17 protein-coding genes are annotated in these 22,268 nt (G+C 38.7%); all 17 read right to left on the bottom strand.

The genetic code is table 11. The features are described 5' to 3' along the window. Positions 1-21: 21 nt before the first annotated feature. Positions 22-792, bottom strand: a complete 771-nt coding sequence (locus V7122_RS08435; protein WP_335347727.1) for an ABC transporter ATP-binding protein — start codon at positions 790-792, stop codon at positions 22-24. A 222-nt stretch (positions 793-1,014) separates the two neighbouring features. After that, entirely contained in the window at positions 1,015-1,683 is a 669-nt protein-coding gene (pssA, locus tag V7122_RS08430) for a CDP-diacylglycerol--serine O-phosphatidyltransferase (RefSeq protein WP_438824025.1), read from the bottom strand. A gap of 234 nt (positions 1,684-1,917) precedes the next feature. Then, a complete protein-coding gene (locus tag V7122_RS08425) occupies positions 1,918-3,072 on the bottom strand; it encodes a thiolase family protein (protein WP_335354595.1) in 1,155 nt (384 codons plus the stop codon). A gap of 255 nt (positions 3,073-3,327) precedes the next feature. Continuing rightward, entirely contained in the window at positions 3,328-4,344 is a 1,017-nt protein-coding gene (locus V7122_RS08420) for an LLM class flavin-dependent oxidoreductase (protein ID WP_335348097.1), read from the bottom strand. A gap of 18 nt (positions 4,345-4,362) precedes the next feature. Further along, complete coding sequence (locus tag V7122_RS08415; RefSeq protein WP_335348096.1) at positions 4,363-4,647, bottom strand: DUF3219 family protein; 285 nt, start codon at positions 4,645-4,647, stop codon at positions 4,363-4,365. Positions 4,648-4,788: 141 nt separating this feature from the next. Continuing rightward, a complete protein-coding gene (locus V7122_RS08410; protein ID WP_335354597.1) occupies positions 4,789-5,310 on the bottom strand; it encodes an RNA polymerase sigma factor in 522 nt (173 codons plus the stop codon). Between the two features lie 21 nt (positions 5,311-5,331). Beyond that, a complete protein-coding gene (locus tag V7122_RS08405; protein WP_335526343.1) occupies positions 5,332-7,284 on the bottom strand; it encodes a DUF6449 domain-containing protein in 1,953 nt (650 codons plus the stop codon). Next, positions 7,259-8,158: an ABC transporter ATP-binding protein gene (locus V7122_RS08400; protein ID WP_335354598.1), complete on the bottom strand. Its 900-nt coding sequence runs from the start codon at positions 8,156-8,158 to the stop codon at positions 7,259-7,261. Before V7122_RS08400 ends, V7122_RS08405 begins: the two co-directional genes overlap by 26 nt. After that, complete coding sequence (locus tag V7122_RS08395; protein ID WP_335345985.1) at positions 8,145-8,540, bottom strand: GntR family transcriptional regulator; 396 nt, start codon at positions 8,538-8,540, stop codon at positions 8,145-8,147. Before V7122_RS08395 ends, V7122_RS08400 begins: the two co-directional genes overlap by 14 nt. A 171-nt stretch (positions 8,541-8,711) precedes the next feature. Then, a complete protein-coding gene (fdhF, locus tag V7122_RS08385) occupies positions 8,712-10,778 on the bottom strand; it encodes a formate dehydrogenase subunit alpha (RefSeq protein WP_438824772.1) in 2,067 nt (688 codons plus the stop codon). A gap of 263 nt (positions 10,779-11,041) precedes the next feature. Further along, positions 11,042-12,823 carry an L-lactate permease gene (locus V7122_RS08380; RefSeq protein WP_335345984.1) on the bottom strand — a complete coding sequence of 594 codons (1,782 nt, stop codon included), beginning with the start codon at positions 12,821-12,823 and terminating at the stop codon, positions 11,042-11,044. A gap of 215 nt (positions 12,824-13,038) precedes the next feature. Beyond that, positions 13,039-13,809 carry an IclR family transcriptional regulator gene (locus V7122_RS08375; RefSeq protein WP_335345987.1) on the bottom strand — a complete coding sequence of 257 codons (771 nt, stop codon included), beginning with the start codon at positions 13,807-13,809 and terminating at the stop codon, positions 13,039-13,041. Between the two features lie 92 nt (positions 13,810-13,901). Continuing rightward, complete coding sequence (locus V7122_RS08370; RefSeq protein ID WP_335345983.1) at positions 13,902-16,079, bottom strand: malate synthase G; 2,178 nt, start codon at positions 16,077-16,079, stop codon at positions 13,902-13,904. 144 nt (positions 16,080-16,223) lie between these two features. Beyond that, on the bottom strand, positions 16,224-17,681 hold the full coding sequence (locus tag V7122_RS08365; protein WP_335345982.1) for an FAD-linked oxidase C-terminal domain-containing protein: 1,458 nt from the start codon (positions 17,679-17,681) through the stop codon (positions 16,224-16,226). Beyond that, on the bottom strand, positions 17,665-19,029 hold the full coding sequence (locus V7122_RS08360; protein WP_335345981.1) for a (Fe-S)-binding protein: 1,365 nt from the start codon (positions 19,027-19,029) through the stop codon (positions 17,665-17,667). The genes V7122_RS08365 and V7122_RS08360 overlap by 17 nt, the downstream gene beginning before the upstream one ends. A gap of 1 nt (position 19,030) precedes the next feature. Further along, positions 19,031-20,350 carry an FAD-binding oxidoreductase gene (locus tag V7122_RS08355; protein WP_335345980.1) on the bottom strand — a complete coding sequence of 440 codons (1,320 nt, stop codon included), beginning with the start codon at positions 20,348-20,350 and terminating at the stop codon, positions 19,031-19,033. A 199-nt stretch (positions 20,351-20,549) separates the two neighbouring features. Further along, positions 20,550-21,845 (bottom strand): C40 family peptidase, encoded by a 1,296-nt coding sequence (locus V7122_RS08350; RefSeq protein ID WP_335344890.1) that lies wholly within the window; start codon positions 21,843-21,845, stop codon positions 20,550-20,552. Between the last annotated feature and the right edge of the window lie 423 nt (positions 21,846-22,268).

Genomic DNA, 22,268 nt, shown 5'->3' with positions numbered 1-22,268 from the left:
TTTAAAACCTCCCCTATCTGCTTACCCAACATTTTCTTCACCTAAATAAGCATCAATAACCTTTTGGTTATTTTGGATTTCATAAGGCGTTCCGTAACCAATTAACTTTCCAAAATCGAGGACAGCAATATGATCAGAAAGGTCCATCACGACACCCATATCATGTTCTATTAGAATAATGGTCGTATTCATTTCCTCATGAATATCGATTATGTACCGGGCCATGTCTTCCTTTTCCTCACTGTTCATTCCGGCCATCGGCTCATCTAGAAGAAGTATTTCCGGTTCTAATGCAAGAGCTCTCCCGACCTCAACGCGTTTTTGCAAGCCATAGGCTAGTCTGCCGACAGGCGTATCCCGGATGTGTTCAATTTCTAAAAAATCAATGACATTTTCAACCTTTTCCCGATGCTCCACTTCTTCTCTCTGTGCCTTCCCCCAGTATAAACCTCCAGAAAGGACTCCCGTTTTCATACGGACATGTCTGCCAAGCATTAAATTATCCAAAACTGAAAGATGCGGAAACAATTCAATATTTTGAAAGGCCCTAGCGATTCCAAGGCTAGCGCGCTTATGAGGCTTAAATTGGGTAATTTCCTCTCCTTTAAAAAGGACTGATCCTTCCGATGGGCGATATAGGCCACTAATACAATTGAGCATACTTGTTTTTCCAGCCCCGTTTGGACCGATTAATGAGAAAATCTCACCCTTCTTCACTTCATAAGATACATGATCTAAGGCTACGACTCCCCCAAATCGTAAAGTAATATCCTTTATTTCTAAAATCCCCACCTAGCAATCTCCCCCTGTTTGTAACATAGTAGATTAAATATTCCAAATATTATTTATATTCTACGACAATTATCTATTTCCTTTTTTATTTGCTATGTTTAGTTGTTAAAGTTTATCGCATAATAACGGACAGTAGAACCTTAATTGATATAAGCTTCATTTTTTCCTTCTTAATACGAAAAAAAGAGTGCAACCAAAAGGATTACACTCTGTCGACATTTTTTAGTCATGCTTTTTGTTCTTCCCTTTTACAAAACGATAGGCAAGATAGGCTATATAAAGCGGAGTTGCGATATAAATTAAATATGGAAATTGGCCTTGTGTACCTTTTTTATAAATAATATACAAAATACAACCGAGGAACACCGTGACAATGGTCCCGTACTTTGGAAGAGGGATTTCTTTAAGACTAGGAATTCTAATTTTACTAACCATTAAAAAACACATACCTGTAAATACAACAGTTGTGATAATATGAGGGATTTTGTCCCCAAATAAAGTTAATAGGGCCAATATTCCTCCAGCAGCTGTAATCGGTACTCCGACAAAATAATTTAATGAAGTCTTGCTGGAGCTAATGTTAAATCTAGCTAATCGATAAGCTCCAAACAATGGAAATAACCCAGCAATGGCCATTCCTAAAATACCAAATTGAAAAAAATAAGTATAATATACTAAAAATGATGGCGCTACTCCAAATGTAACAATATCAGCCAGAGAATCAAGCTCTTTCCCTAATTGGCTATCAACGTTTAACATGCGGGCCAGTCTTCCGTCCATGCTATCTAGCATCATCCCGATTAAAATTAAAATAGCTGCGTTCTTAAATTGTCCGGTCGCAGCAAAACCGACTGATAAAAATCCGCAATATAAATTTCCAAGCGTGACCATATTGGGAATTGCCTTATAAATTTTCACAAGTCGTAATCTCTCCTAACGATATTTATCTATATCATATGTCATTACATTATTTTCACCCTATATTTTATGTACAATTTATGCCCTTGCTGCTTGCTAAAGAAGATTATAACACTTTTTTCCTCTGTTTAAGCAATCTTCTTATAAAAAAAGGATTATAAAAGCATCGGAATTTACACCGATGCTAAATAAAATAATATCAATATATCATGAATCTATTCTTTCAATAATTGTCGCATTCGCCATGCCATGCCCTTCGCACATTGTTTGGAGACCATATCTTCCTCCAGTGCGTTCAAGCTCATGCATCAATGAAACCATTAATCTTGCGCCGCTTGCACCAAGAGGATGACCGAGTGCTATTGCACCACCGTTTGGATTAAGTTTGGCAGGGTTCGCGCCCGTTTCCTTTAACCAAGCTAGCGGGACAGGTGCAAAGGCCTCATTTACTTCAAAAACATCAATTTCATCTATTGATAATCCTGCTTTCTTTAATGCTTTTTCAGTGGCTGGAATAGGTCCAGTTAACATTAAAGTTGGGTCTGAGCCGACAATCGTTCTAGTGAGTATGCGGAATCTTGGCTTCAACCCTAGTTCTTCGGCTTTTTCTCGGGACATAATTAATAATGCTGCCGCTCCATCACTAATCTGACTAGAGTTTCCTGCATGAATGACTCCATCTTCTTTAAACACAGTTTTTAAACCGCCAAGAGCTTCAACAGATGTGTCCGACCGCGGTCCGGCATCCTCTGAGACAGTAACAGTTTCGCCGTCTGGCAAATTGACTTGAACAGGAACAATCTCTTTTGAAAAATAGCAATTGGCTTGCGCCTTCAATGCTTTTTGATGACTTTCATATGAAAATTGGTCCAATTCCTCTCGAGTTAATCCGTATTTTTCAGCTATTCGTTCTGCTGATAAGCCCTGATGAATCATTTCATGCTGGTCCATCAGCTTGTCACTAAATGGAACCCCCTGATAGCTGGAACCAATTGGTACACGTGACATATTCTCAACCCCGCCAGCAATGACAACATCCATATCACCAGCAATTATCGCCTGGGCAGCAAAATGAACAGCCTGCTGGCTTGAACCACATTGACGATCAATGGTCGTGCCTGGGACCTCAATTGGAAAACCAGCAATGAGAGAGGCAACTCTTGCAATATCGCCACTTTGTTCTCCAATTTGAGACACACAGCCCAAGATAACATCATCAATAATCGCTGGATCTATTCCTGCTCTCTCTATTAATGCCTTTAATGCCTCAGCAGCAAGATCATCCGCTCTAAAATCATTAAAAAATCCATTTCTTCTGCCTACTGGTGTTCGAACGCCTTCCACAATAACCGCTTCCCGCATCCTTTCAACCCCCTATTGACTGATAAATCTAATTTCCATTCATTGTATTCAATCTCCTGCTTAGAAATAGACTTATTTAGCAGACTTTTCATTCTACATAGTTTTTATCGTACTCGATATTCCATCTTCATTTAAAAATAACCTAAATTTAATGCACATAAAGCTGATACCTTGGTACTACACTGATAAAGGAGCAAATAAAAAAAGTGTGGTTTGAAAAAACACAATCGTGCCCTTCATTATTAATTGATCATTTTAATTAGTGCCGTATTTATTTTTTAGTATTTCTTCTGCAATCAATTGATAGGAACGAATTCGGTCTTTAGGAGAGTATGTTATCGTCACAATCATGATTTCGTTCGCATTATATTGAGCTTGAAGCTCGCATAATTTCTGTTTCACTACTTGGGGATTACCGATTATCATGTTTTGTTTTATTTTATATAAAGTAGTTTTTTCTGTTTGATCTAGCTCGTATTGTTTTGCTTCTTGAATAGAGGGGATGCTAATGTGGCCTTCTCCTTTTTCTTTTTGCAATGACCATATTAGAGAACTTAAGACAATCTCTTCTGCTAGTTCATTCGTTTCTGCACATATAGCTGAAACAGTTAAAATCACTTTAGGGTGTTGGCCCACTTTTCTTGGTGTAAATGAATTAATGTATTCTTGAATAATAGATGGTCCGTCATTGTCGCTCATAAACTTTCCGAATGCATAGGGCAATCCTTTTTCTGCTGCAAATAATGCACTTTTTTTACTTGTACCTAGAATCCAAGGTTCTGGTGAAATTTCTGGCAATGGAGAGGCTGTGACTTTCGCGTATTTGTGATCTTCAGGAAAATTATCGTCTACAAAATGAAGTAGATCATTCACTGTATTTGACATGTTCCACACCTGCTGTAAAAAGTTATCAGATAATGCGTTGGCAGCTTCAGCTGATCCACCTGGGGCCCGTCCAATACCGATGTCAATTCGATTTGAAAATAATGTAGCTAACGTATTATAAACTTCTGCCACTTTATAAGGTTTATAATAGGGTAATAAAACAGCCCCAGAGCCGATCCGGATTCTATTAGTGTTCGCTCCAATGTAACTCAACAACACTTCTGGTGCTGAACAAGCTAATCCTGGTAAATCATGATGTTCAGCAATCCAGTAGCGAGAATATCCTAGTTTTTCTCCCGCTTGAGCTAATTTCATAGATTCATTTAATGCCTCTTTGGCTGTTTGATTTGAAGAAATTGGTGACTGATCCAAAATGCTTAATTTCATCACTCCACCCCTACTTTCTTAATCCTTCACTTCAAGCAATCTTAATGAATAGTTTCCAACTTGCCCTTTTTCATATAAATTTGTAATCGAAGTAGAATATTGCTGAATTGTCCCTCTAAATGCTAATTCCCTCTCAGGAATTACCACATCAAATGTCCCTTGATATAGCAACGTTGCTATATCATGATACTCTTCACTCGTCACTTCAAAAGAAACCAAAATTTCATATAAATCATTCACTTTTCCTTGTTTATAATCGTACACTTTTATCAAAGTATCATTTAATATTATTTCATTAACCATGAATTGTCCCTCTTATTTCCTTTTATTAAAAATATAGCATTTGGATAAAGGGGTAGCAAATATGCTGTTTGTTCATTATTAAAAGGGCTAGCGTGAAAAAAGGTCCGTGGAATATTATCCCCAACGGACCTTCATTGATATTTATGCTAATCCCTTTTCAAGCAAGATAGCCTTCAAATATTTTCGAATTCTATACAATTTCGTTTTTACTGTATTTTGGTTTAGCTTTAATAATTCAGCTATTTCTCTTTCCTTTAGTCCATAATTAATTTTAAGTAAAAACACGTTTTTTTGATCAGGAGAGAGGGAGTTAATCACAGAATGGATTTGCTCATTTAAGAAATTTAGTTCTACTTCCTGTTCAACATTTTGATTCATGATCACGTTCGTATTCTCAAGGTCTGTGTTTACTGCCAATCTTTCAGTCGTTTTTCTTTCTTTTCGGATCACGTCAATGGCTGTTCTCGTGGCAATGGATGACAGCCAGGCTCCCATTTTCTCTTTATCCTGAATGGTGTCCATTTTTTGATATGCTTTAAGTAAGGTTTCCTGAACCACATCCTCAGCCAAATAATGGTCTCTCGTAATACAGTAAGCTGCATGAAAAATCCGCTTATAATACAAATCACAAATTTCTTTCATATTAATAGAGCAAGTATCCATTTTCATCCCCTCCCTCACTTTCTATTCAAAATATTGCTTTACAAAATCCGGAACGTTATCACTGCTAAAGCTTTTTATATCGATATACCGATCATTATTATATTTAATAGCAACAACATATGGTCCATCAATATATCCCTTCGTATCCTTCAAAGTTGTTTCCAGCATTGTTTTATCTGTTACTTTAAGGATATTCCCTGAACTTTCCATCTGTTTGAATACTTCCTCATGGGAGTAGCCTCTATAGTCGATATCTAGTTCATCCTTCGGAGCAATGTAGGCAGTATCAATATCTGAAGCATTGATTCTCGCATTCTCCAATAACCCTTTTTCAGCAAGCCACTGTTCAAATTTCTTATATGAAACTCGCCATTCCATCATAACCGTTTTATCATTTCTCTGAAGAATTTCAATTACCGAATAGGCATCTCGATTATCCTGCATCTCTTCATACGTTGCCTGATTAATCTCATCTTTTAAGATGGAAATCGCTTCTTCCATTTCAGATGGGTCGACAATGATTGATCTTTTACTTACAGGACCATATGGCTGAATGGTTACCTTCTCGATCTGACCCTCTTTTACTTGAAAAATTTCATTCGTTACCCTTTTATATTCTGGCGATTCATAAATTAACTTATAAAATTGAGCATATTTATTTTTATCAATCTCGTAGTTTCTAACGATTCTCTTCCCATTTTTTAGCTCATAGACAAAAAAGGCAGATTCTCTTGAAGATGTGTTGTCACCCTTATTGGCTACAATTTCCTTATGAAGCCTTCTTAAAAGCTCGATATTATCTGTATCCTCTAGATAATAAGGTTCCGCTTCAGTATTATTAAAGTGGTAATAGCTGTTTCCAAAATGGACACGTTCAATTTCACTCGTATACGGAATATTTTTCTCATATTGAGTGAAATCCAACTGAAATAGCACGAAAAGCACCGCCATGGCACAAACATATATGAGAAACCCTCGAATATGAATGATTATCCTCCAAGATTTTTGTAGTACCATCTCAGCTATAAAATACCCTAGAATAGAGCCAAACAAATAACCTGCAATAAGCCAAAAGGCGCCGCCACCCATTTTCCCGAAGTACATTCCGCCTAATAACATAGAGCAAAATGTTGCTCCATATTTAAAGATTGGCTTCATAAATGGAAAAATGAGAGCCTGTGAAACTGCCTCAAGCCTTCTTTGCTTATAAACCCATAAGGATAACCCATAAAGTATAAAGATCAGCAAAATATAGATGATGATTTCTCCCCATCCAATCGGTCGTCTGCTGATTAAGCTCAAAGCGACTAAAGGGGAAAAGGACTCAATTTTATTTTCCATGAAATATTGTTCAGGAAAGCCGTATAAGTAAAACGGCAAATTAAAGCCAAATAGTATTATCAAGCCAATTGGCAGAAGCAGAAGAATATAGGTTAACCCGCCTTGGACAACAGATAATCCTGTTATCATCGCGACAAAAACGGATACCATGTAAATAACTAAATTAAACATAATCGTGATGCCTAGCCATTGAAATACATCGCTAATCGTTAAAAATTCATGCAAATTTAAAGGACCATAAATAATCAAAATTATTAGAGCGTTTAGAATAACTGGTGTTATTAAAATGACTGCTCCAAAAAGAGTAAACACGTGATATATTCGCTCTCTTTTAATTGGCAAACTATGCATAAAATCGCTAAAGTGCTTTACCTGCAAAAAGCGAAATAAGAATATGGCCAGCAGAACAGGAAGTGCTATAGATAAAATACTTTGAATCTCAGCATTATACTCGAATAGATTCTTTGCCCTTTGAAAATACAGATGCTCCTCCTCAAACTTAGATTCTGTCATTAAAATTTCTAATGGAACAGCGATAAACAACCCTAGAAAATATACGATCGCTACCCATCCAACACTTCTCAAGATGGTTTTCCACATCTCTTTGCTAACCAAGGATATTTTGGACTGCATATCCAACATCCCCCATTTCATAAATAAAAATTTCTTCTAATGTTAGTGGCAGGATATCAAATATGATAGGGCTATACTTTTTTATTCTGGCTGATATCTCTTCTTCTTTTCCATTCACAATAAATAATTGGACACTTCCGCGTTTTTCCTTATGAAGGATTTTGACTTGGTCAAAGATTCCTGGTGGAGTCGGCCCATTAAAGGCAACCTGAATTTTGTGAGTGTCTGATTTTAGATCATCCAATTCTTTTTCAATCATTAACTTTCCTTTATGCATAATGCCAATGAAATCACATAAATCTTCAACCTCTCTTAAATTATGAGAGGAAATTAACACAGTCATTTCACGTTCAGCTACATCATCGATTATTAAGCCTTTTACTTTTTTTCGCATGACCGGATCCAGTCCATCCATTGGCTCATCGAGAAGAAGTACATCGGGTTTCGTTGATAGCCCGAGGATAAATGCAGCCTGTCTTTGAATCCCCTTTGAAAATTTATGAACCTTTTTATGTAAATCCATATTAAATGCTTTGACTAATTCTTCAAAACGATTCTGATCCCAAGCTGGATATATATTTTGATAGAATTGCGCCATTTGCTTCACTGTGTATTGAGGCAGAAAATAAGGAATATCCTGGATAAAGAAAATTCTTTGCTTCATGTTAGGGTTCTCATAAACTGGCATTTCATCAATGGTGATTACCCCATCATCTTGAACATAGATTCCTGTTATTAGCTTGAGAAGTGTCGTCTTTCCTGCTCCATTAGAACCAAGTAATCCATATATAGATCCTTTGTTCACTGTTATATTCATATTCTCTATAGCTTCTAAGTCTTCAAATGCCTTGCGGACATTTCTAATTTTGATCATCTTCTATCCCTCCCCCGACTATAGCTTCAACCTCATGAATGATTTTGTATAAATCATCTACCGATATGCCTAAGTACATAGCTTCTGAAAGCAGCTTTACTAGCTCTGATTTCACCTTACTAAGCTTTTCGGCATTAGGCGAGGGACTAGCCGGACTAACAAAACTGCCTTTTCCTTTAATGGAATAAATATATCCTTGAACCTCAAGCTCTCGATAAGCTTTCTGGATCGTATTTGGATTTATGGTCAGCTGCTGGGCTAGCGTTCTCACTGAAGGTAGCTGTTCATCTGTTTTTAATATTTCTGTTATTATCAGCTCTTTAAGCCGCTCAACCAATTGCTCATATATTGGTTTACGGCTCCTCACATCCAGCTCAAACATTGTGCGCCCCTCCAATCTGATCTAAGTGTACTATGATACATAGTACAGTTGATACAGTTAGAATTATATTATAAAAATATGGAATTGGGAATAGGTATTTGGAAATTTTTTTAAATAAAAAAAGGAAAAGTGATCGATCCACTTTTCCTTTTTCCTTACATATTTATTCAATTATTTATTCAATGCTTTAATTTTCACAGCGCATGCTTTATATTCTGCCGTTCCTGAGATTGGATCAAATTCATTAATTGTCAAGACGTTTGTTGGAACGTCCTCAAAATGGAAGCTCATAAAAATTAAGCCAGGAGCAACTTGGTCAGTTACCTTTGCTTTCACTTGGACGCTTCCTCTTCTTGAGCTCACTTCAACTAAATCTCCAGTATCAATTCCTAATTTCACGGCATCTTCCGGATGAATATCCGCTGACTCCTCAGCCTGCTTTATTTTCACACCACTTGCATAAAGATTTGTTTGGGTATGAGTATTATAAGATTCATAGCGTCTGCCGGTAGTGAGTGTAAACGGATATTCCTCATCTGGCATCTCAATTGGACCAGTATACTTAACCGCATTAAATGGTGATAATCGTAGATTGCTTTCATTTTCATCAAAGAATCTTTGATGGAGAATAAAGGTTCCTGGATGAGATTCATCCGGGCAAGGATAATGGAGACTGTATTCCTTCTCCAATCTAGAATATGGCATACCGCCATACATTTCCCAGGCTAAAGAGCGAACTTCCTCCCATATTTCTTCACTACTGTTATAGTGCATTGGGTAGCCCAGCCTTTTTGCGATTTCACAAAGGATTTCCCAATCGTCCCTCGTATCAGGATGAGCATCAACGGCTTTTCGAACTCGCTGAATTCTACGGTCAGTATTTGTATACGTACCCTCTACCTCACCCCATGATCTTGCCGGAAGAACGACATCTGCCAGCTTAGCAGTTCCAGTTAAAAATATATCCTGGACTACTAAAAGATCCAGTCCTTTTAATAATTTTTCAGTATGTTGCCTATGAACATCCGCGACTAATGGATTTTCACCAATGCAGTATAGCGCTTTTACAGAACCGTCTTCCATTCGTTCAAATGCGCGCGTTTGTGTATTACCTGGCTCTGGATTTATTTTTACATTCCAAGCCTTTTCGAAACGATGGCGATACTCTTCATTAGATAAGCTGACAGCACCTGGCATCTGGGTTGGCAAGCATCCCATATCTCCGGCCCCTTGGACATTATTTTGTCCGCGTAAAGGCATGATGCCACAGCCTTCTCTGCCGATATGTCCTGTCAATAAAGCAAGATTGGCGATATCAAATACGTTATTAACACCACAATGATGCTCTGTAATTCCTAAAGTATAAGCAATCATGGCTTTATCTGCCTTTGCATATTCTCTTGCTGTTTCAACAATATCCTCAGCAGGTACTCCTGTAATCGCTGCTGCGTAATCAGGGGTATACATTTTTACGTGTTCCTTTAAAGTGTCAAAATCAACAGTAAATTTATCAATGAATGCCGGATTATATAGGTTTTCTTCAATAATGACGTGGATCATAGCATTCATTAGGGCGATATCAGAGCCCACATTAATTTGTAAATGGCGATGTGAAACCTTCACCATATCTATTTTTCTTGGATCAATCACAATGATCTTTAATCCAGATTTCACCGCTTTTTTCATGCGGTTTGCAATAATCGGATGGGCCTCGGTCGTATTTGAGCCCATTAACAGTAAAACTTCTGCACGATCAAAATCTTCCAATGTGTTTGTTGGAGATCCATTTCCAAATACAGTTGCCAGACCGGCAACGCTAGGGGCGTGTCAGGTTCGGTTGCAGCCGTCAATATTGTTGCTGCCGATCACTGCTCTCATAAATTTTTGTGTTACATAGTTTACTTCATTTGTACTTCTAGCCGTAGCAAACATCGTAATGGATTCAGGACCAAATTGATCTTTGATTCCCTTAAGTTTGTCAGCAATAAAGGTATAGGCCTCTTCCCATGTCGTTTCCACAAGCTCACCGGCCTTACGGATAAGCGGTGTTGTTAAACGCCTATTCGAATGAACGTATTCATAGGCAAAAGAACCCTTTACACATGTCTGTCCTTTGTTAACGGGCGCATCTTTGTCCCCGCGAATTTTGACAATTTTATTATTGTCAACTTCCACAACAAGGCCACAGCCCGTTCCACAATATCCACAAACTGTTTTAACTTTTGCAGCTTCTCCCATATTCATCCTCCCATTTGTGAAATTTATAAGAGTCTCTTTTTACAAAAATGATCAAAAAATGCTTAAGAGAACTCTTAACAAGTAGCAGCTAGTCTCCCCAGATAGCAGTATTTTATTTAATTTCAAATAGATTGAAATATAAAAATACATATCTATTATACTATATTTTTCCTTTAGTAAATAGGTGAAACCGTCTAGAAGAGTATCGCTTTATTCATTTATATGCTAAGAGCCAGCGAAATCTCCCTGGCTATTTTTTTTCATCAGTTTTTAATTGAAGTGTCTTGTAGTAGTAGTAAGTTTGCCCGCCTATTATTCGTAGCAATGATGTAAACAGCAGCGACTGCGATGATAACTGCGATGAATGAGCCAATGTTGAGGATGCCTTTTTGAGAGTACCAAACAATTGAATATCCCACTGAACCCGCTAACAAGGCATAATAAGCGAATGGGAATAAGGTTTTTCGAATGACCACTCCTTCTTTTCCGTATAGTCCAACTACTGCAGATGCAGCTACAACGTTATGAACACAAATCATATTTCCTGCAGCACCGCCAACGGCCTGAAGTGCTACTACCCAAGTTGAATCTACACCAATTTGTAACCCTACATCATATTGAAATAATGCAAACATCATATTACTAACTGTATTACTACCAGCGATGAATGCCCCTAATCCTCCAATAAAGGTTGCAAAAATTGGCCAAAATTCCCCTGCAAGTGCGGCAACTCCATTTGCCAGTTCAATTGGCATTCTATCAAACCCTGCAGCTCCTCCTCCAGAATTCAAGAACACTTGAACCATTGGCACGGTAAAGATTAAGGCTGTTGATGCAGCAACAGTCGTTTTCGCTGATTGTGACCAAGCCTTCTTGTAAGCGTTTCCACCCATACCGTGAATGAAAAATGTCATGGCTGATACGACAATAAAGATTGTCCCAGGCGAAAACAAAATATCAAAACTAGACGTTATACCAGAACCGAAAATGTTTTCAAATTTTATGACAACCGATTTAAGCCATGTTCCAACCGGAAGAGTTTTTAATCTTGTTAATACAAGAAATAATCCTACTAAAATATATGGCGACCATGCCCTAACCATACTCATTTTTCCATTTTTATGATCTTGGATCTTGATTTCCAACTTTCCAGACCATTCAGGATCCCATTTTGACTTCTCTTCAAAATCCCATTCTTCTCCTTTTGGAGGCATAAGGAACCCTTTTTTTGCAGCAAAGACTACAATCGCAAGACCAACTAATCCCCCAACCATGGATGGGAACTCAGGTCCAAGAGTATTGGCAACGATTACATAGGGAATCGTCATGGCAAAGGCTGCAAATATAGCAAACTTCCAAACCTTAATTCCTTCAGAAAACGATTTGTTTTTCCCAAAGAACCTAGTCATTAATGCCACTACAAAAAGCGGCACTAAAGTTCCAGCAATCATATGTAAGATAGCTACCTTCCCGCCGATTGCTGTCACAAATCCAATCATATTATCTGTAATCGTTGGGTCAGCTGATAAACCGGTACTAGCTCCTACAAGCAATGGTGTACCAACGGCGCCGAATGAAACCGGTGTGCTTTGGATAACCATTCCTGCAACAACTGCAGCCATGGCGGGAAATCCTAAGCCAACCATCAGCGGAACTGCAACGGCTGCTGGTGTACCAAAGCCCGATGCTCCCTCAATAAAGGATCCGAACAGCCATGCAACAATGATAACCTGAATTCTCCTATCAGTCGAAATATCAGTAAAGCCTTGACGGATTGTGCTGAGCCCTCCGCTCTCCTGCAGTGTATTTAACAGCAAGATAGCACCAAAAATAATGTACAGTAAGGTGATTGCCACGACTAATCCATTTATGGATGCTGCTGCAACGTTAGCTCCTGGCACCTTCCAAACGAATAGCGCCAATCCTACTGCGATCACATAGGAAATTGGCATAGCTTTACTAGCTGGCCATCTAAGGCCAACTAAGAAAACTCCTACTGCAATGATTGGCATGAGAGAAAGCAAAGAAAGCATTCCCGTACTCATAAGACATTTTCCTCCTTTTGTTTCATAATGACAAACTTATTATAGCTGGTGTTGCTTATGACGAAACGTTGTTTTCTAAATATCTCAGCCTAAATAACATTATACAGGTATTCGCAAGAATATCAACAATATTCGGAAAATTGTAAAATATGCGCATTGTTTTTCGACAAAAAAATACTGTAAACACTATTATTCCTAGTATTTACAGCATTTATCTATTTTTCATAATATCCGAGCCTTGCTGATATTTGCTTGCCTATATGGATCATACGTGATTGAAGAGCTTCTAGCCGGTTCTTAGTCATTCTCATCGTTGGTCCAGAAACACTGACAGCTGCAATGACTTTACCTAAATGATCAAATATGGGCACAGCCATACATGTAATCCCATATTCATTTTCCTCTAAATCTAACGCAAATCCATTCTTTCTAACTTCAATGAGTTCTTGAAGAAATTGATCTATGTCCGTTATTGTCTTATCCGTATGAACTGGAAGCCCTTTTCGCTCAAGAATATCAGTTGCCACAGCCAGAGGTAAATGTGCAAGTATAGCTTTCCCTACCGAGGTACAGTGCATTGGAGCTCTTTTTCCAACCTTCGAATGCATTCTAAGTGCTTCATTCCCGTCTAATTTTTCAATGTAAACGACTTCCCCTTGATCATAGACAACTAGGTGAATGACTTCATTCGTCACCATTTCTAATTCTTTCAAAAATGGCTTAGCTTCTTCTCTTAAATCAATAGACTCCAGAAGTTTTGAGCTTATATCCAAAAATTTATATCCAAGCTTATATCTTCCTGTTTCCTCATCCTGCTCGACATAGCCATATTGAACGAGTGTTGAAAGTATTCGATAAACAGAGCTTTTATTAATATCCATTTGGTTTGCAATTTCCGTAACACCTAGTCCCCCTTTTTTCATGCTGACGAACATAATAATATCAAGAGCCCGACTTACTGATTTAACCATATTCTCTCTTTCCAACATTTCCTCTCCTCAAATGAACACTTTTTATTTAATTATATCGAAAATTAAAATTGCATGGCACTCAAATTGAAATGCCATGCTTAAAAGTCTTATTGTTTAATAGCAAACTTCGCCTTTGCCTCTAAGCGACGTTGGTGCAAAATTGGCTCTGTATAGCCATTTGGCTGGTCATAACCTTTAAAAATAAGATCGCGCGCAGCTTGAAAGGCGATAGAACTATCAAAGTCTTCTGCCATTGGTTGATAGTCAAGATCACCTGCATTTTGCTCATCGACCACCTTAGCCATTCGCTGTAATGTCTCTTCAACTTGTTCCTTTGTACAAATTCCATGATGGAGCCAATTTGCAACATGCTGACTTGAAATCCTTAGTGTAGCGCGGTCTTCCATTAAACCTACATTATTAATATCGGGTACTTTGGAACAGCCAATGCCCTGCTCTACCCAGCGAACAACATATCCAAGAATCCCCTGTGCGTTATTATCAAGTTCCTGCTGTATTTCTTCTGCTCCCCATTGCGGGTTTTCAGCTACTGGTACTTGTAATATTTCATTCTTCAAGTCTGCTAATTCATTTAATAGGTGACTTTGAACCTCTTTTACATGAACTTCATGATAATGAAGCGCGTGTAATGTTGCTGCTGTTGGGGAAGGAACCCATGCGGTATTAGCACCTGCTTTTACATGGGCAATTTTTTGCTTTAGCATCTCTGCCATCATATCAGGCATTGCCCACATCCCTTTACCAACCTGGGCGCGATTATGGAAGCCTGACGCCAGACCATTATTGACATTAGACCTTTCATAGGCATGCAGCCACTCTGTCCCCTTCATGTCATTCTTCCGAATCATAGGGCCAGCTTCCATGGAAGTATGAATCTCATCCCCAGTGCGGTCTAGGAATCCCGTGTTTATAAAAGCGATCCGTTCCTTCACTTCGCGGATACATGCTTTTAAATTCAATGATGTTCTTCTTTCTTCATCCATTAAACCAATTTTTAATGTATTCCGTCTGAGGCCAATCAAATCCTCAACACGATTGAACAGCTCATTAGCAAAAGCAGCTTCCATAGATCCGTGCATTTTCGGTTTAACGATATAAACGGATCCTTTTGTAGAATTTGTAAGAGCAGTGTTCCCTAATAATGAATGTTTCGCTATTAAACTCGTTACAATTGCATCTAAAATACCTTCTTGAATTTCTTCCCCGTTCTTATCCAACACGGCATTTATAGACATTAAATGACCAACATTCCGGACAAACATTAAAGAACGTCCAGGAAGAGTAAAGGAATGCCCGCTTGGTGATGTATAGCTCCGATCTGCATTCATCGTCCTTGTTACGGTTTTACCGCTCTTGTCAAAGCTTGCCGTTAGATCTCCCCTCATTAAACCAAGCCAATTTCGATAAACGAGGACTTTATCTTCCGCATCAACTGCTGCAACTGAATCTTCACAATCCATAATTGTGGAAAGCGCAGATTCAAGAAGGATATCCTTTACACCAGCTTGATCTGTTTTTCCAATCGGATGGGTCCGATCTATTTGAATTTCAAAATGCAACCCATTATTTTTAAGCAATATTGTCGATGGATTCTCTGAATCACCTTGATATCCTGCGAATTTTTCCTCATTCTTTAATCCAATTTCCTGACCATTACTTTGGACAGCCATTAATTTACCGGCAATTACCTTGTACTGAATGATGTCATGATGGGACCCTTCCTCTAATGGTACAGACTGGTCTAAAAAGTTTTTTGCAAATGTAATAACCTTTCCTCCGCGAACCGCATTATAACCATCCGTTCTAGCTGCGCCGTCCTCTTCACTTATCACGTCTGTTCCATAAAGGGCATCGTACAGGCTTCCCCAACGAGCATTTGCTGCATTTAAGGCGTATCGGGCATTATTAACAGGAACAACTAGCTGAGGACCTGCCTGAATTGCAACCTCATCATCGACATTTTCAGTCAGGATACTAAAATCCCCTCCCGCTTCTTCAAGATAGCCAATTTCCTCTAAGAAGGCTCTATAGCTAGTAAAGTAATACTTTTGATTTTCCCGATGCCATGTATGGATTTTTCTTTGAAGCTCATCCCGAATGGCAAGTAATTCTTTGTTCTTCGGAGTTAATTCATCAACAATTTCCTCAAACCCAATCCAGAATTGCTCTTGATCCACTTCACTTCCTGGAAGAACTTCATTATTAATAAACGCCAAAAGCTCACTAGCTACCTGCATTTTTCCAACTTGTTTATAAGCTGTCATCCTATTTCCTCCTTATCAATTCGTTCTCCCAATTTATCATTTCTCTCTGTTTGTTATTACGCAACAGCGTTTCATTCTATCGATAAAAAAAGAATAGCATAATCAACTCCTTATTGCAATAATATTCAGAAAATATTTAATTTATTATGCATTTAAGGCTGCTTCTTTCATCTCCTTCTTAATTTCAACACAACGGCCAGGCGTTGGAAAAAGCTTACCGGCATTTAACAGGTTTTGTGGATTGAAAACTTCTCGTATATTTGTCTGTGCGAAAATTTCATCGTCATTAAAAACAAAACGCATTTCTTCACGTTTTTCGATTCCTACTCCATGCTCCCCTGTAATCGTTCCTCCGACATCTGCACACACCTTAAGACATTCACTGCCAGCCTGCAATGCTTTTTCAATTTCACCAGGCTTTCTTGCATCAAAAAGAACAAGCGGATGAAGATTGCCATCTCCTGCATGGAAAATGTTCGCAATTCGCAGACCAGACTCTTCACTGATTTCATTAATTTTTTGCAGTACTTCTGGTAGCTTGCTGCGGGGAATTACACCATCCTGTACTAAATAATCTGGTGAAATCGCCCCCATTGCTCCAAACCCTGTTTTCCGATTCGCCCACCAGCGTTCTCTTTCCTTTTCATCCTTAGCTGCCCTTACTTCACGAACATTGCACTTCCTGCATACGTCAAGGATCTGATTGATTTGTTCATCAATCCCGGCAGCAATCCCGTCTACCTCAATGAGTAAAACCGCTTCAATATTCTTCGGGTGTCCCACTGGAAAAGCAGCAGCTTCTACCCCTTCGATAGCAACTTTATCCATCATTTCTAAAGCTGCAGGCACAATCCCGGCCGAAATTATTTCTGAAACAGCCCTGCTTCCATCCTCTACTTTGTCAAAATAAGCTAACACTGTTTGCTTGCCTTCAGGATTCTTTAATATGCGCACCGTTATTTTTGTAACAATTCCTAAAGTACCTTCGGATCCGGTTAATAGACCAAGCAAGTCATAGCCTGGCTCATCCAAAATACCGTTATTTCCGATTTCAATTATTTCTCCATTTGGCAATACGACCTCAAGTCCTAAAATATGATTGGTCGTGACACCATATTTTAAGCAGTGAGCTCCTCCTGCATTTTCAGCGACATTTCCACCTATTGTACAGCAATATTGACTAGAAGGGTCTGGAGCATAATAATAACCTTTATCCGATATCGAATTTGTAAGTTTCAGGTTGACAAACCCTGGTTCTACTACAGCCCTTCTGTTTTCTAAATCAACACTAATTAACCGCTTCATCCGAACAAGACTAATAATCACTTCTCCGTTAATCGGAATAGCACCCCCACTTAATCCAGTGCCTGCTCCACGCGCAAGAAAGGGGAGATTATTTTTCGTACAATATTTAACAAGCTTCGCCACTTCCTCGGTATCCTTAGGAAAAACAACAGCCTTTGGCAAATGCTTATGAAGAGTGAATCCATCACAATCATATGAAATTAAATCTTCCTTATGGTAAAGGATGGAACGTGCTCCACCAACAATTTCGGCTAATTGCTGAATGTGTCTATCATTCGTTTTAATTTTTGTCTTCATCGTTCACAACCTCCTTCTCATTTTGATAGGCCCAATCTAAAAGCTGGACAGTATGAACGATTTTCTGATTTCTGCCATATTTCTGCACACCAACTGCCATCTGAAGCATGCAGCCGGGATTCCCCATGGAAATCATTTCGACATCATCAGGTATATTTTCCATTTTACTTTCTAAAACAGAATCTGCCATTTCAGGATTCGTAATATTATAAATTCCCGCACTTCCACAGCACCGGTCCGCATTAGGCATATGGACCATTTCCACACCAGGAATATCTAATAATATTTCCCTCGGCTCCTCTCGAACACCCTGTCCGTGTGCAAGATGACAGGCATCATGATAGGTGATCTTTGTCTTCACTTCAGCTTTTGGCTTCTCATATCCGGTGTCGTGAAGATGCTTTGAAATATCAACAACCTTTTTGGAAAATTCCTCTGCTTTCTTATGCCACTCCGGCTCCTCACGGAATAATTCAGTATACTCCTGCATCATACATCCGCATCCAGCCGCATTCACAATTACTTTCTCAGCGTCTTTAAATGCCTCAATATTTTGCTTGGCCAACTGCCTTCCCATATCCCGGTCACCGGCATGTACATGTAGAGCTCCACAGCATGTTTGGTTTGCTGGAATCCTTACATCATTGCCATTTCTCGTCAGAACATTAATGGTGGATTCATTAATATCACTAAACATGACATCCATAATACAGCCTGTTAGCATGGCTACTTCCCTTTTCGTTTCACCTTTAGCTTTAATAACCGTTTGATTTTTATACTTTTTACGCACAGATTTATTCACTTCCGGCATGATGGCTTCCATTTGAACTAAATGCTCCGGCATGATATTAATGAGCTTTGTTTTTCTAACTACTTTTTGAATTCCGCTTTTTTGGTAAAATTTGAGCACGCCGCCTAAAGTATTTAAGCGACTATGATGCGGAAAAATGCCATGCAGAAAGAATTTACTTACAGTCCCTTTCCATCCTTTAAGGGGAATTGCCTGGCGGATCTGCCCTCGTGCTTCCTCAATCAGACCGCCAACATCTACATCAGCTGGACAGGCAGTTGTGCAAGCCCGACAATCTAAACAGGCAAATACCGGGTCCATAAATTGCTCATTCACTTCCAGTTTTCCTTCAGCTACTGCTTTAATTAAATACACTCGACCACGGGGAGAATGCTGTTCCTGACCGGTATGCTCATAAGTCGGACACGATTCAAGGCACATTCCACAGTGAACACAGTCTGCCCATTTATTTTCATCAGGCGGGTCCTTCCATAAATAATTGCCTAAGCCAGTAGTACAAGGGGGCGCTTGTTTCAATTCTGTTTCTGTCATACTCATTTCATATCCCTCCTACAAAACGATTCGGGTTTAGAATCCGATTCGGGTCAACCTTCTTCTTTATCCCTTCAAGCAAGGAAAAATAAGATGGCTTTTCCCCCCAAATATTTATTTCCTTACGGATAGAAAATGGCAGATGCTTCACAATCGCATAGCCGCCTATAGACTCAACAGTTTTCCTCAAGTCGTGAATGGAGTCGACAACATCTTCTTTGGAGCCATTTATCTTCACTTGACAAAGACCATGACCAAGTCCGCCGTGTGCTTCAACGGCTACATTTTTTATATCCTGTAGTGTCACTGCCTCCTTCATTACCTTAATTACATTAAGATTTACAACTCCTATCTTTAGTACAGCAATCGTTTCATTCCCGGAATCTTGCTCATTTAGACGCAGTTCGTAAAATTTTTTCCAGAAATTCTGTGCTTCACTTTGGTGAAGAATGGTGAGCATGGAATGTGGAGGTGCTAAAGATTTAATCATCTCCTCCTGATATTGAACAGATGTTTCCACATCCTCAAAGCTAATTGCTATTGTAAAACTCTTTTTATTATTTAGTCTTTCGGAGAGGGACGGGGTTAATAATTCAATACAGACTGGCTCAAGAACTGAGTCCAGCACTTTAATCGCAAACTCCTTTATGCTTTCCTCATTTCCTTCTGGAAAGCTAACTAAAACAAGTGATTCGTATTTTGGGAGCGGTCTTAGCTTGAAGGTCACTTCTGAAATGACGCCAAGGGTCCCCATTGAACCAATAAATAGCTTGTTCATGTCATAGCCTGCTACATTTTTAACGACTTTGCCGCCAGACCGAATAATTGTCCCGTCTGGATAAATGGTTCTAAGTCCAATGACAGAATCCCTTGCTGAGCCATATTTCAGTCTTTTAGGTCCGCTATCATTTGCTGCAATAATTCCGCCTATTGTAGCCTCAGCTGGAGAAAATGGATCAAGTGGAATTTTCTGATTCGCCTTTGCCAAATAATCCTGCAGCTCCTGGAAAGTTGTCCCAGATTTAACCGTTATCGTCATGTCCCCGACTGTATGCTCCACAACCCCTTTATATTTTGCTAAAGAGAGCAAGACATCACTCGTTTCGTTATGGCCTCCAAACCCCCTTTTTGTACCATTGCCCATAACCGATATCGTTAATTTTTTTTCATTGGCGTGCTTTAAGACAGCAGCAATATCCTCTTCCGTATATGGATAAATGGTTGCCAAGCCGCCATTACCTAAGTAATTATTATGACTGTTTGCTATCGATAATTGCTCTTCTGACAAAACTGACCTTAAATCTTCTAATAAAACAACAGTATTCATAACCAGCTCCCCTTATTGTTTTGTAATAAGAAACATCGTTTTCATTTAATGTAAAAGCCGTTACTAAATTATGTATTCTATTATCATTAAAACATTCTATCTAATTAAATTCAATAAATATTTGGAATTAATCGAATTATCAAAATGTGAACCTTATTAAAAAACCTGACTGCTTTAATCATGCAGTCAGGTTTTATTATTATAAAATTCGAATTACGCGACCATTAAATTTGCTCTTCCAATAGCCGCTGCTCATATTGGCAATAGCTACTCCTGTAGAGCTTTGAGAGCCAATAAATTTACCGCCGCCAACATAAATTCCTACATGCCCATCTTTCTTATAAGTATCAAAGAACACGAGATCCCCAGGTCTCATCTGACTAGAGGAAACTTGCTTGCCCACACTCTTTAATGACTCTGTATATGCCGGTAATTTAACGCCTACTTGAGAATAAGCCCATGAAACGAAACCAGAACAATCAAATCTCCCGTTAGCAATATCAGAAGCAGATCTACCGCCGCCAAAAACATAAACAGAGTTCCCTAAATACTTATATCCAGCTTTGATTACCGTATTGACATCACCTTTAGCAACAGGGGCTTCATTCTTAGCAGCAGGGGCTTCTTTGACTGGAGCACTTGGTGCTACATTTGCTGAAGCTTCCTTCGCATCATCGTTTGATCCGCTTGCTAAGTTTAAATTATATTGTGGAGCTTTCGGTTTTGCAGTTGTGTACTTGCTAGCTTCCAGTTTAGCCTGAATTTCTGCTTGTTTTGAAGCAAGCACACTATCTTGAATTTTTAAGTTAGCTTGAATAGCAGCAACTTCATTTTCTTTTGCTTGCAATTCTTTTTCTAATTGTGCATTTTGCTGCTTTTGTTCTTCCATTTGAGCCTGCATTCCTTCAAGCTCTACTTTCATATTTTGCAAATCAGAAAGTTTTTTCTCAACAGCTGATTTCTTTTCTTCTACAGCTTTCTTATCCGCATCATGTTGAGCAATAATATCTTGGTCTGCCTGAACGATCTTTGTTACCGCTCCTACTCTTTCAATGAAGTCACCAAAGCTAGTAGAACCAAGCAAAACTTCAACATATCCGATTTTACTATTGCCGTTTTCTTGATAGGAAACAGCACGCTCCTTTAAAATATTATTTCTTTTATCAATTCTTTCTTGGATTTCAGCTATTTCTGTTTTTAATTGTTCTACTTGTTCCTTCGTACTAATAATATCTTTTTCTGTTTTATTTATTAAATTATTATTATCTGTAATGGCTTGAATGACCCTTTTAATTTGTGCATTTAAGATAGCACGTTCTTCGAGAACAGCCGTTAATTCCTGTTCTGCCTTTGAAAGACTCGATTGAACATCAGATCTCTGTTTTTGAATTTCTGCTTTTTGACTATTTAAGGATGCTGCATCAACTGAAGGAATGGCAATAGCGCCAAGCCCAAGCATAAGTGTCGTATTTAATACTACAAGTTTCTTTTTCATCTATGTCCTGCCCCCAATTGTTAGTAGCTCTCGTTGCCCTTGGCATATGTATCTAGAAATGCGGAAGCGCCTGGCCCACCCCCGACAAGCACAAGACGAGCCTCTCGGAAAGGTGATCTTTCCTTTCTGAGAGGATTGGCTTGTGACCTCGAGGCCGACAAAAACGCGACGTCCTGTCGCATTGTCGACACTAGTACGTCCTGTACGTCGAGGGTAGGCGCTGTAGCTAGACATTTCTCAAATTCTAAAAAGTAATATTATTTACTATGTTCTATTATCAGCAAGTTATTTAACTATTTATAGATTGAATTATAACATGCTAATTTAACAGGACTATTTTAGTTATATTACAAAAATATTTCAATCAGCCCCATCCGTCGCCCAACTAAGGAAATCATTGGTAAAATATTATTAGAATATATG

The organism is Bacillus sp. JJ1532 (assembly GCF_036965085.1).
Lineage (GTDB): Bacteria > Bacillota > Bacilli > Bacillales > Cytobacillaceae > Cytobacillus.
Note: the sequence above shows the minus strand (reverse complement) of the source record. Positions and strands in the feature narration are given on the sequence as shown.